The organism is Streptomyces sp. ISL-11, assembly GCF_018614525.1.
Taxonomy (GTDB): Bacteria; Actinomycetota; Actinomycetes; order Streptomycetales; family Streptomycetaceae; genus Streptomyces.
Map to the genome: position 1 here is coordinate 1 of NZ_JAGGOL010000142.1, position 11,201 is coordinate 11,201.

The 11,201-nt window shown below is 71.4% G+C and carries 11 protein-coding genes and 1 pseudogene; 5 read left to right on the forward strand and 7 right to left on the reverse strand.

Annotated elements, in window-relative coordinates; genetic code table 11:
* The coding region (locus tag J7E86_RS25125; RefSeq protein WP_308312726.1) for a Tex family protein at window positions 1–2,276 on the reverse strand (2,276 nt) is incomplete at its 3' end.
* A gap of 123 nt (window positions 2,277–2,399) precedes the next feature.
* Window positions 2,400–3,263 (reverse strand): hypothetical protein, encoded by an 864-nt coding sequence (locus tag J7E86_RS25130; RefSeq protein ID WP_215084496.1) that lies wholly within the window; start codon window positions 3,261–3,263, stop codon window positions 2,400–2,402.
* A 124-nt stretch (window positions 3,264–3,387) separates the two neighbouring features.
* Here J7E86_RS25130 and J7E86_RS25135 point away from each other — a divergent pair, with 124 nt between their 5' ends.
* The 3 genes from J7E86_RS25135 (at window position 3,388) to J7E86_RS25145 (ending at window position 5,838) form a co-directional block, all read left to right on the forward strand.
* The gene (locus J7E86_RS25135; protein WP_215084498.1) at window positions 3,388–4,359 is read left to right on the forward strand and encodes a GlxA family transcriptional regulator; all 972 of its coding nucleotides are present in this window, start codon (window positions 3,388–3,390) and stop codon (window positions 4,357–4,359) included.
* 33 nt (window positions 4,360–4,392) lie between these two features.
* Window positions 4,393–5,016: a DJ-1/PfpI family protein gene (locus J7E86_RS25140; protein ID WP_215084500.1), complete on the forward strand. Its 624-nt coding sequence runs from the start codon at window positions 4,393–4,395 to the stop codon at window positions 5,014–5,016.
* A gap of 123 nt (window positions 5,017–5,139) precedes the next feature.
* Entirely contained in the window at window positions 5,140–5,838 is a 699-nt protein-coding gene (locus J7E86_RS25145; protein ID WP_215084502.1) for an ester cyclase, read from the forward strand.
* A gap of 99 nt (window positions 5,839–5,937) precedes the next feature.
* On the opposite strand, the gene J7E86_RS25150 is transcribed toward J7E86_RS25145, so the two are convergent.
* Together J7E86_RS25150 and J7E86_RS25155 are read right to left on the reverse strand one after the other, a co-directional pair.
* The gene (locus J7E86_RS25150; RefSeq protein ID WP_215084503.1) at window positions 5,938–6,303 is read right to left on the reverse strand and encodes a hypothetical protein; all 366 of its coding nucleotides are present in this window, start codon (window positions 6,301–6,303) and stop codon (window positions 5,938–5,940) included.
* A 97-nt stretch (window positions 6,304–6,400) separates the two neighbouring features.
* The gene (locus J7E86_RS25155) at window positions 6,401–7,162 is read right to left on the reverse strand and encodes an enoyl-CoA hydratase/isomerase family protein (RefSeq protein ID WP_215084505.1); all 762 of its coding nucleotides are present in this window, start codon (window positions 7,160–7,162) and stop codon (window positions 6,401–6,403) included.
* Between the two features lie 284 nt (window positions 7,163–7,446).
* Between J7E86_RS25155 and J7E86_RS25160 the strand changes: the two genes are divergently transcribed.
* On the forward strand, window positions 7,447–7,983 hold the full coding sequence (locus J7E86_RS25160; RefSeq protein ID WP_215084507.1) for an ATP-binding protein: 537 nt from the start codon (window positions 7,447–7,449) through the stop codon (window positions 7,981–7,983).
* Here J7E86_RS25160 and idi read toward each other — a convergent pair.
* From idi to galE, 3 genes are all read right to left on the reverse strand, one after another.
* Window positions 7,958–8,569 carry an isopentenyl-diphosphate Delta-isomerase gene (gene idi / locus J7E86_RS25165; RefSeq protein WP_215084509.1) on the reverse strand — a complete coding sequence of 204 codons (612 nt, stop codon included), beginning with the start codon at window positions 8,567–8,569 and terminating at the stop codon, window positions 7,958–7,960. The genes J7E86_RS25160 and idi overlap by 26 nt on opposite strands.
* 56 nt (window positions 8,570–8,625) lie before the next feature.
* A complete protein-coding gene (locus tag J7E86_RS25170) occupies window positions 8,626–9,573 on the reverse strand; it encodes a cation diffusion facilitator family transporter (protein WP_215084511.1) in 948 nt (315 codons plus the stop codon).
* A 143-nt stretch (window positions 9,574–9,716) separates the two neighbouring features.
* Window positions 9,717–10,703, reverse strand: coding sequence for a UDP-glucose 4-epimerase GalE (galE, locus tag J7E86_RS25175; protein ID WP_215084512.1), 987 nt, complete (start codon window positions 10,701–10,703; stop codon window positions 9,717–9,719).
* A 264-nt stretch (window positions 10,704–10,967) separates the two neighbouring features.
* On the opposite strand from galE, the pseudogene J7E86_RS31380 reads away from it, so the two are divergent.
* Window positions 10,968–11,201: pseudogene (locus tag J7E86_RS31380) on the forward strand (CDP-alcohol phosphatidyltransferase family protein); the annotation flags it as partial.

Consider the following 11,201-nt stretch of genomic DNA (forward strand, 5'->3'; position numbering starts at 1 on the left):
GCCCGCGGCTGGCTGTCGGCTCGGCGCTGGTGTGGTGTGCCGCCCCGGCGGTCGGCGCCGCGTTCCGCGCGCGGCGTTCCGCCGGACGGCGACGACTCGTCGTCCAACCGGAGCGTCAGCGAGATCCGCTTGCGCGGAATGTCGACGTCCATGACCTTCACCCGCACGATGTCCCCCGGCTTCACCACATCGCGCGGGTCCTTCACGAACGTCCTCGACATCGCCGAGACGTGCACGAGACCGTCCTGGTGCACGCCCACGTCCACGAAGGCCCCGAACGCCGCCACATTGGTGACGACGCCCTCCAGCAGCATTCCGGGAGCCAGGTCGCCGATCTTCTCGACGCCGTCCTTGAACGTGGCCGTCTTGAACGCGGGACGCGGATCCCGGCCGGGCTTCTCCAGCTCGCGCAGGATGTCCGTGACCGTCGGAAGACCGAAGGAGTCGTTGACGAAGTCCTGGGGGCTCAGCGAGCGCAGCACGGCCGTGTTGCCGATGAGCGTGGCGACCCCGCCCCCCGCCGACTTCATCATCGCCCGCACCACCGGATACGCCTCGGGGTGCACGCTGGACGCGTCCAGGGGGTCGTCGCCGTCCCGGATGCGGAGGAAGCCGGCGCACTGCTCGTACGCCTTCGGACCCAGCCGGGCCACGTCCTTCAGCGCCTTGCGCGAGCGGAACGGCCCGTTCGAGTCACGGTGGGCGACGATGTTCTCCGCGAGGCCCGAGCTGATGCCCGAGACCCGCGAGAGCAGCGGCGCCGACGCGGTGTTGACGTCGACCCCCACACCGTTGACGCAGTCCTCCACCACCGTGTCGAGCGAGCGGGACAGCTTCATCTCGGACAGATCGTGCTGGTACTGGCCGACACCGATCGACTTCGGATCGATTTTGACCAGCTCGGCGAGCGGGTCCTGGAGCCGCCGCGCGATGGAGACCGCGCCGCGCAGGGAGACGTCCATGCCGGGCAGCTCCTGCGAGGCGAACGCGGAGGCGGAGTACACCGAGGCGCCCGCCTCGGAGACCATCACCTTCGTGAGCTTCAGCTCCGGATGACGGGTCATCAGGTCCGCCGCGAGCTTGTCCGTCTCCCGGGACGCCGTGCCGTTGCCGATGGCGATCAGCTCGACGTCGTGCTCCCGGGCCAGCCGGGCCAGTGTCACCAGCGAGGCGTCCCACTTCTGCTGCGGTACGTGCGGATAGATCGTCTCGGTCGCGGCGACCTTGCCGGTGGCGTCGACGACGGCGACCTTCACGCCCGTACGGAAGCCGGGGTCGAGTCCCATCGTGGCGCGCGTACCGGCCGGTGCGGCGAGCAGCAGGTCGCGCAGGTTCGCGGCGAAGACACGGACGGCCTCGTCCTCGGCGGCCTGCCGCAGCCGCAGCCGCAGGTCGATGCCGAGATGGACGAGCACGCGCGTGCGCCAGGCCCAGCGCACCGTGTCGACCAGCCACTTGTCCGCCGGGCGCCCCCGGTCCGCGATGCCGAAGCGGCGGGCGATGGCCTGCTCGTACGTGCTCGGGCCCTCGGCGGCCGACGGCTCCTCCGGCTCCAGGGCGAGGTCGAGGACCTCCTCCTTCTCACCGCGCAGCATGGCCAGCACCCGGTGCGAGGGCAGCTCGGTGAAGGGCTCCGCGAAGTCGAAGTAGTCGGCGAACTTCGCGCCCGCCTCCTCCTTGCCCTCGCGCACCTTCGCCGCCACCCGGCCCCGCGTCCACATGCGTTCGCGCAACTCGCCGATCATGTCCGCGTCCTCACCGAACCGCTCGGTGAGGATCGCGCGGGCACCCTCCAGCGCCGCGCCGGCGTCCGCGACGCCCTTGTCGGAGGAGACGAAGGCGGCCGCGGCCGCGAGCGGCTCGACGCCCGGGTCGCGCAGCAGGCCGTCCGCCAGCGGTTCCAGCCCGGCCTCCCGGGCGATCTGCGCCTTCGTCCGCCGCTTGGGCTTGAACGGCAGATAGATGTCCTCCAGCCGGGCCTTGGAGTCCGCGCCGCGGATCCGCGCCTCCAGCGTGGCGTCCAGCTTCCCCTGCGACCGTACGGACTCCAGGACCGCCGCCCGGCGGTCCTCCAGCTCCCGCAGATACCGCAGCCGCTCCTCCAGCGTGCGCAACTGCGCGTCGTCGAGCATCTCGGTCGCTTCCTTGCGGTAGCGCGCGATGAACGGCACCGTCGACCCGCTGTCGAGCAAGTCGACGGCCGCCTTCACCTGTCGCTCCCGCACGCCGAGCTCCTCGGCGATCCTGCCTTCGATCGACGCACCAGATGCCGTCACGATCACGCTCCGCTTCCTCTTCGAGCCGCGGACTGCATTGTGGCAGGTGCGACCGGGATCGCCGTGGACGGCCTTCTCACGGACGAGGTCGCCCGGCCGCCCTCCCCGCCGGCCGGGTGCCGGTCAGCCCTTGCCGAACAGGTCCACCGGGTACGCCCCCGCCTCCAGGGCCGCCGTCGTGAAGCCGGTGGCCAGCTCCGTGAGCCGTGCGACGCCCGCCGCGCCCAGGTGCTCGTACGGCGCGGTGTCCAGGCGGTCCGTCTCGTTCTCCAGCTCCTTGCGCAGCTCGGTGCCCGCCTCCGTCAGCTCCCCCTCCGCGTCGAGCAGCCCCCGCTCCCGCAGCCGCCGCTTGCCCGCGTCCAGCTCCTCCTCGTCCCAGCCGCGCGTCGCCATCAGCCACTTCGTGGTGAAGCCGCGTCCGCTCGCCTGGTGGCTGACGATCGCCTCCACCGGATCGAGTCCGGCCTGCGTGAGGGCCATCAGGTGGCCGTCGCCGCGGTGTTCGCGCAGCAGTGTGCTGGCGTGCCAGAAGGCCAGGTGCGGCGCCTCGGGCACGGGCAGGTCGGCGTGGGCGGCGTACAGGGGCCGGGCGGGACGGGCGCACGCCTCGGCGGCGCGCAGGGCGAGTCCGGCGGCCTCGGCCATCTCCGGGGAGACGACGGCCTCCGCGCCGAGCAGCCGGCGCAGTGTGGCGTCGGCGGCGCGCAGCCGGGCGTCGAGGACCTCCTGCGGGGAGGCGATGTCCCAGGCGCGCGGGATGTGCCGGGCCACCAGATCGTGCTTGAAGTTGAAGAACGTCGCGGTGACCGTGCCCGCGCCCACCCGGCCCAGCGCGGCGGCCCGGGTCGCGAAGTAGGCGGCGCTCCAGTCCTTCAGGCCGATCCGCGACAGCTCCTCGCGGTAGTCGGGGGAGAAGAACAGCGTCGAGTGCAGCGGGTTGATGACGTTGTGACAGCGGCGTCCGGCACGCGGAGGAAGAGTCGTCATGTCCGGCACGTTACCGACTGGTCGGTACGGCGGGAAGAGCGCGGGAAGCGGGGACGGCCTGATGGCAGGAAAGGTGGGAAGCCCGTCATTGCGGCCTTGGGCCGGGCACGACCAGCATGGTCGTATGTCGCCCCGCCGTACCGTGCTGATCGTCCTCTACGAGGGCGTCCAGAGCCTGGATGTCACCGGGCCGCTCGAAGTGTTCGCCGACGCCGTCCACGCCGGCTGCCCCGACGCCTATCGGGTACGGACCGCCACCCTCGACGGCGGACCGGTGCGCACCACCAGCGGCCTGCGGCTGATGCCCGACGACGCGCTGGGCGACGTCACCGACCCGCACACCCTCCTCGTTCCCGGCGGCGAGTGCGTCCGTGACCACGACCCGGGGCTCGTCGCCTGGCTGCGCGAGCACGCGCCCCGCGCCGAGCGGGTGGTCTCCGTGTGCACCGGAGCGTTCCTGCTCGCGGAAGCCGGCCTGCTCGACGGCCGCCGCGCCACCACCCACTGGGCGTTCTGCGCCGCGTTCACCGCGAGGTTCCCCGCCGTCCGCGTGGAGCCCGAGCCCATCTACGTACGCGACGGCCACATCGCCACCTCGGCCGGTGTGACCGCGGGCATCGACCTCGCGCTCGCGCTCGTGGAGGAGGACCTCGGCCGGGGGCCGGCCCTCACCATCGCCCGCCACCTCGTCGTCTTCCTGCGCCGGCCCGGCAACCAGACGCAGTTCAGCGCCCACCTCGCGGCCCAGACCGCGCGCCGCCCGCCGCTGCGCGACATCCAGCACTGGATCGCCGAGAACCCCGGCGCCGACCTGTCGGTGGCGGCGCTCGCGGCCCGCGCGAACCTCTCGTCCCGGCACTTCGCGCGGGCCTTCCTCGACGAGGTCGGCATGCCGCCGGGCCGCTACGTCGACCGGGTCCGGGTGGAGGCCGGGCGCCGGCTCCTGGAGGACACCGCGGACAGCGTCGAGGGGATCTCCCGCACCTGCGGCTACGGCACGCCCGAGGCCATGCGCCGCGCCTTCGTCCGGACCCTGGGCATCGCCCCCGCCGAGTACCGCCGCCGCTTCCGCCCCCTGTCCCCCGCCGCAAGCTGACCTGCCGGCCGACCGGCTCCAGAAAGGACAACCGTGCAGATAGCCATCCTCCTCTACCCCGGATTCACCGCCCTCGACGCCATCGGGCCCTACGAGACCCTCAACGGCCTCCCCGGCGCCGAAGTGGTCCTGGCCGCCGAGCGCACCGGCCCCGTACGCAACGAGACCGGCACCCTCGCGCTCATCGCGGACGCCACCCTCGACGAGGTCGCCCGTCCCGACATCGTCGTCGTGCCGGGCGCGCCCGACGCCAGTGGCCCGATGGGATCCTCCCGCACCCAGGAATGGCTGAGGGCGGTGGACCGGACGACGACGTGGACCACCTCCGTGTGCACCGGCTCCCTGATCCTCGCCGCCGCCGGACTGCTGACGGGCCGCCGCGCCACCTCCCACTGGCTGGCCATGGAGGAGCTGGCCTCCTTCGGCGTCGAGCCGACGGGCGAGCGGGTCGTCACCGACGGCAAGTACGTCACCGCCGCCGGGGTCTCCTCCGGCATCGACATGGGGCTCACCCTCGCCGGCCGGATCGCCGGCGACCGGGTCGCGCAGTCCATCCAGCTGCTCCTGGAGTACGACCCGCGGCCGCCCTACGACGCCGGCTCCCCGGAAAAGGCTCCCGCTGACCTCGTCGCCCACTGGCGCGAGGCCAAGAAATGAGGGCGGCCCGAGGCCGAGAGGTCCGGTACGGGGGTCCGGGCCTTTTCGGCGACCGAACGGGCGGCGACCGAGGCGACGGAACGGCCGGCGACTAAAATGGGCCATGTCCCTCCGGGAGGCGTCATGGCATTCGTGCAACTGGTCGACTGCAAGACCCGTAGATACGACGAGATGAATCGCCTGATGGACCAATGGCTCGAACTGACCGAGGGAAAGCGCACCGCCACCCATTCGGTCATCGGCCGGGACCGCTCCAACAGCGATCACTATGTGGAGATCATAGAATTCCCCTCGTACGAGGAGGCGAAGAAGAACTCCGATCTGCCGGAGACGAACCGCGTCTTCGAGGAAATGGTGGCCCTCTGCGACGGCATGCCCACCTTCACCGACCTCGAAGTGCTCCGTGACGAGCAGCTCAACAAGGCGACAGCCCTCCGCTTCTTCGAGGAGATCGCCGAAGGCGGCGATCTCGACCTCATGGACGAGCTGTTCGCCGGCGACTACCGCGACCACGACATCGCCAAGGAAGAGGAGAGCGTCGTCGGGTGCGCGGCCATGAAGGAGGACGTCGCCGCCTGGCGAGCCGCGTTCGACTTCACCTTCGCGGTCCACGACCAGGTGGCCGAGGGCGACCGGGTCGTCAACCGCTGGACCTGGCGGGGCACGCACCACGGAGATTTCCTGGGCATCGCCCCGACCGGCCGGCAGGTCGAGATGGAAGGCGTCACGATCTACCGCTTCCGCGAGGGCAGGATCCAGGAAGGCTGGTGGATCTTCGACATGCTGAGGCTGCTGCGCATGCTGGGCGCGGTCCGGCTGTAGCCGGGCGCGGTCCGGCTGCGAAGGCCGAGCCGCGGAGAAGCCGATATGGCGGTGGCACCCCATCGAGGGGCGCCACCGCCATATCCGCTCCCGCACCGCTCAGCCCGCTTGAGCCTTCACGTGATCGATCACTTCGTTCCACTTGTCCGTCGGCGAGAAGTCCAGCAGTTCGCTTTCCTCCAGGGCCTCGGGAGCGTGGCCGGGCGGCAGATAGCAAGCCTGACCCGCCTCGTAGACCTCGTCGCCGTGGTCGGTCCGCATCTTCAGCCGGCCCGAGAGCAGATAACCCCAGTGCGGGCACTGGCACAGATCGTCCGGCAGGCCCTTGAGCGCCGGACCGAGATCCGCGCCTTCGGGAAAGTGCAGGAAGGCAACGGTCATGCCGCCGCCTATCTCCTTGGTGCGCACCTCCACGCCGTCGCCCTCGAACGCGACGGGTGCGTCGTTCCGAGTCGTTCCAGTCATGACATCTCCTTGGGCGTGACATCCCCCGGGAGTGGTCGTCCCTCTTCCCAGCCTCCTCCTGTCGCGCCCCACTGTCCTGCCGGACCGCGCGGCACCCTCAGGAGCACGCCCCGACGTTCCATCCGAAGCGCGGTTCCCTGCGCTCCAGGAAGGCGGCGACCCCCTCCGCGGTGTCGCCGCTGCCGCGTGCCTGCTCCGCCCAGTGGGCGAGCCGGTCCGCGGCCGCCGGGCCGGCGGCGAACTCCTTCGCCGCGGCCTGCGTCAGCTGCGAGCGCGAGGCGAGCACCCGGGCGAACTCCGCCACCCGCCCCTCCAGCGCGTCCGCCGGCCACACCTCGTCCACCAGGCCCGTCCGCAGCGCCCGGCCGGCGTCGATCAACTCGGCCGAGAACAGCAAGTACTTGGCCGTCGACGGACCGACAAGGTCGACGAGCCGCCGGGTGGACGACGCCCCGTAGACGATCCCCAGCCGGGCGGGCGTCACCCCGAAGGCCGCGTCCTCGGCGGCGAACCGCAGGTCGCAGGCGGCGGCGAGCTGGCAGCCGCCGCCCACGCAGTAGCCGCGGACGGCCGCGACGGTCGGCTTGGGAAACGCGGCGAGGGCCTCCTCGGCCGCGATGGCCAGGTCCCGCGAGCTCTCGGCACCGTCGGTGAGCGAGGAGATGTCGGCGCCCGCGCAGAAGGTGCCGCCCTCGCCGGTCAGGACGAGCACCCGCACCGCCGGGTCCGCGGCGCAGCGCTCCAGCAGCTCCGGCAGGGCCCGCCACATGTCCGTGGTCATGGCGTTGCGCTTGGCGGGGTTGGCGATGCGGACGGTCGCGGTGGCCTCGGCGACGTCCAGATGCAGTGCGGGCTCCATGGCCGGATGCTATCCGGGAAGGGTTTCCATGATCGGACCCGTGGGCCGGTGGACGGTCGGTCGCCGCAGGCATGTCATCGGCCTGCTGACGGAGGATGAGATTCCGGGCCGTTCAGCGAACAACGAACAGGGCGGCCAGGAACAGTCGCGTGAGTGACCGTGGCATACGCACGCGATCAAATACCGTCGATAGACGCTGACTTCTGTTCAGCCTGCCGGTGCGGACCCTTACGTTCCCAACACTCTTGGGTGCGGTCGACCAGGGTGAGGGGTTGGTATCGGACATGGAAATCCTCGGGAGCGTCCCGCCCGAACCGGGGCAGGCCCCGCCCGCCCGCAGACCGATCGCGTTCGACGGTGCCTGGCGGTTCACGGCTCCCGCGCTCGACTCCTCCGTGCCCCGGGCCCGGCACGCCGTCCGCGATCTGCTCAGGCACGAGCGGGTGGCCCTGCGCGACGACCTCCTGCACGGACTGCTGCTGATCGTCTCCGAGCTGGTCACCAATGCCGTCCAGCACGCGGCCCTGCTGTCGCCCGAGGTCTCCGTGGAGGTCTCCCTCGGCCCGGACTGGGTACGGGTGGCCGTCGAGGACGACCACCCGTACCGGCCCAAACCCCTGGAGGCGGGCGAGGACCAGATCGGCGGCCGGGGGCTGCTGCTGGTCAAGGCCATCTCGGACGAGGCCGGCGGCCTGTGCGACGTCGAGCACACCGCGAGCGGCGGCAAGGTGGTCTGGGCCGCCCTGCCGCTCGGGGCGTCCCGCACCGGCCCGGCCGCCGGGCGTCCGGCCGGGTCTACCAGCCCGCCGCGTCCCCGGTGATCTCCCGCACCACGGGCCGCGCCGTGTCCAGCACGTCCATGAACCACGCCGAGAAGGGGAACTTCTCCCGCAGCGCGTCGAGCTCGGCCGGGGTCACGAAGGCCGTCTCCTCGATCTCCTCCGGATCCGGCCGCAGCTGGGTGCCGACGGTCCCGACGAAGAGGTGGTTGTACTCCTGCTCGACCAGGCCCGAGGCCGGGTCGGGGTGGTTGTAGCGCACCGTGCCCGCCTCGCGCATCAGCGTGGGCGCGACCCCGAGCTCCTCACCCGTGCGCCGGGCGGCCGCGACGAACGGCGGCTCGCCCGGATAGGGATGACCGCAGCAGGTGTTCGACCAGACGCCGGGGGAGTGGTACTTCCCCAGGGCCCGGCGCTGGAGCAGCAGCCTGCCGCTGTCGTCGAAGAGGAAGACCGAGAAGGCCCGGTGCAGCGTGCCCGGGGCGATGTGGGCGGACAGCTTCTCGGCCGTCCCGATGGTTCTGCCGGCCTCGTCGACCAGTTCCAGCATGATCGGTTCGGTGGTGCCACCGGAGTCGGGGACCGCCGTGTCGTCGGTGGAGAGGCCCTTGGCTGGTGTGATCGGCATTGACCATCCTCGTTGTCGGTCGTCGACCCTCAAGTCTGCCGTACCGTCGTCCGGCGTCAATGACAGAGTCTCGCCTCGTGCTGCGCGTGGCCACCGGGCTCCAGCTGGAAGGTGCAGTGCTCCACGTCGAAGTGCTCGCCGAGGCAGCCCTGCAGGTCGTGAAGCATTTTCTCGTGTCCGACCGAGTCCAGCGCGGCATGGTCGACGACCACATGGGCGGAGAGCACCGGCATTCCGGATGTGATCGTCCACACATGGAGGTCGTGCAGGTCCTCGACCCCGGGCAGCGCCATGATGTGTGACCGGATCTCGTCTATGTCGACGTTCTTCGGCGCCGCCTCCAGCAGGACGTCCAGCGCCTCTCGCAGCAGCTTGAACGTCCGTGGCACGATCATCAGGCCGATCAGCAGCGAGGCCACCGGGTCCGCCTGCCTCCAGCCCGTCGCCATGATCACCAGGGCAGAGATCACCACGGCCAGCGAGCCGAGGGCGTCCGAGAGAACCTCCAGGAACGCCCCCCGCACATTGAGGCTCTCCTTCTGGCCGCGCATCAGCAGGCCCAGGGAGATCAGATTGGCCACGACACCGACCAGACCGAAAACGACCGTCGTGCCGCCCGGTACGTCGGTCGGGTCGGCCAGCCGTTCGATCGCCTCGATCAGGATGAAGCCGCCCACCCCCAGCAGGAGCAGACAGTTCAGCAGCGCCGCGAGGATCTCGGCGCGCGCGTAGCCGTACGTACGCCGGCCGCTGAAGGGCCGGTTGGCGAAGTGGATCGCCACCAGGGCCATGCCCACCCCGACGGCGTCCGTCGCCATGTGCCCGGCGTCCGCGAGCAGCGCCAGCGAACCCGTCAGCGCGCTGCCGACGATCTCCGCCACGAGCACCGTGAGGGTGATCCCCAGGGCGATCCGCAGCCGCCCCCGGTAGGCGGCGGCCGCGGTGCCGCTCGAACCCGGAGGGGGTCCTCCGTGCGAGTGGCCGTGGTCGTGCCCTGCGCCCATGAATGCCGCCTCCCGTACGTGCCCGCCCGGCCGGTGGATGCCGGCCGAGGACCCAGTGAACTACGGGTGGGAGGCATCGGGCAACGCGGCACTGAACACCGTTGTCATGTGCTCTGACCTGCGACGATGTAACAGCTCGCTGATCAGCGGCGACGTGCTTCGGGGTGGTGGTGGCACCACCCTTCCCACGCCGAGGTGACCATGCCGCGCACGTCGTGCGCCGGGGCCCAGCCGAGCTCCTTGGCGATGCGTTCGTTCGATGCCACGACACGCGCCGGATCACCCGGACGGCGTGGTGCGACGACGGGCGCGGGCTCGTGGTGCCCGGTGACCTCGGCGATCAGGTCCGCCATCTCGCGCACCGACACCCCCCGACCCGTGCCGACGTTCAGCGTCAGATCGCCCGTGCCCGGCCGCTCGGCGAGCCGGCGCGCCGCTGCCAGGTGGGCGGTGGCCAGGTCCTCGATGTGGATGTAGTCACGGACACAGGTGCCGTCCGGGGTGGCGTAGTCGTCACCGAAGACGCGCGGGCTCTCGCCGCGGGTCAGCCGGTCGAACATCATCGGGATGATGTTGAAGATCCCGGTGTCGGCCAGCTGCGGCGCCGCCGCGCCCGCGACGTTGAAGTAGCGCAGACAGGCCGTGGAGATGCCGTGCGCGGCTCCGGTGGCCCGGACCAGCCACTCGCCGGCCAGCTTCGTCTCCCCGTACGGGTTCATCGGCAGGCACGGGGTCTCCTCCGTGACCAGATCGACGTCCGGCATGCCGTAGACCGCGGCCGAGGAGGAGAAGAGGAAGCTCCTGATCCTCGCGGCGACCACCGCCTCCAGCAGCACCGTCAGCCCGTGCACGTTCTCCCGGTAGTAGAGAAGCGGCTTCTCCACCGACTCCCCGACCTGTTTCTTCGCCGCGAGATGCACCACACCCGTCACATCCAGCTCGGCGAACGTACGGTCGAGCAGCTCGCGGTCCTGGACCGAGCCGCGGACCAGCGGGCACTCCTTCGGCAGTCTTCCGGCCACGCCGGCGGACAGGTCGTCCAGCACGGCGACCCGCTCGCCCGCGTCGAGCATCGCCCGCGCCACATGCGCCCCGATGTATCCGGCCCCACCTGTGATCAGCCACGTCATGACGGCACCCTAATCCAGTCGGGATAAGGGATCCGTTCCGTTCACTCCCGTGCGCCCGGAACCTCCCGGGAGGCCCGCGCGTCCTGTCAGTGGCGGGAAGCCGCGGTGCACGTGCGGTGAACGGCGCCTTCCGGTGATCCGATAGCCTCTGCCGACGTGCCCGCACGCCGCCCGCCGTCGAGGCCGGGGCGTGCCACCACGCCCGCTGCCCGGACGCCCCGCGGACCCGAGGCGGCCGCATCCGCTTCCAAGGAGTGAGTTCGTCTGTCGACCGCCATCGTCACCGGTTCGCCGCCCGTCGGCTCCTCCCTGGAGGGCGACCTGCGGTCCCTGGGCTTCGACGTGCGGGTGGCGGCCGACGCCGCCGGCACCGCGACGGCCCTGGCCGCCGTCCCCGCGGCCGAGCGGGTCGCGCTCGTGGACGCCCGCTTCGTCGGCCACGTGCACGCCCTGCGGCTGGCCCTGACCGACCCCCGCTTCCCCGCGGCCGCCGTGGAG

What these genes read in the sequence shown, in the direction of transcription:
- J7E86_RS25130 (WP_215084496.1), bottom strand. Translation starts at nt 3,263, where the DNA reads ATGACGACTCTTCCTCCGCGTGCCGGACGCCGCTGTCACAACGTCATC.
- J7E86_RS25135 (WP_215084498.1), top strand. Translation starts at nt 3,388, where the DNA reads ATGTCGCCCCGCCGTACCGTGCTGATCGTCCTCTACGAGGGCGTCCAG.
- J7E86_RS25145 (WP_215084502.1), top strand. Translation starts at nt 5,140, where the DNA reads ATGGCATTCGTGCAACTGGTCGACTGCAAGACCCGTAGATACGACGAG.
- J7E86_RS25150 (WP_215084503.1), bottom strand. Translation starts at nt 6,303, where the DNA reads ATGACTGGAACGACTCGGAACGACGCACCCGTCGCGTTCGAGGGCGAC.
- J7E86_RS25155 (WP_215084505.1), bottom strand. Translation starts at nt 7,162, where the DNA reads ATGGAGCCCGCACTGCATCTGGACGTCGCCGAGGCCACCGCGACCGTC.
- J7E86_RS25160 (WP_215084507.1), top strand. Translation starts at nt 7,447, where the DNA reads ATGGAAATCCTCGGGAGCGTCCCGCCCGAACCGGGGCAGGCCCCGCCC.
- idi (WP_215084509.1), bottom strand. Translation starts at nt 8,569, where the DNA reads ATGCCGATCACACCAGCCAAGGGCCTCTCCACCGACGACACGGCGGTC.
- J7E86_RS25170 (WP_215084511.1), bottom strand. Translation starts at nt 9,573, where the DNA reads ATGGGCGCAGGGCACGACCACGGCCACTCGCACGGAGGACCCCCTCCG.
- galE (WP_215084512.1), bottom strand. Translation starts at nt 10,703, where the DNA reads ATGACGTGGCTGATCACAGGTGGGGCCGGATACATCGGGGCGCATGTG.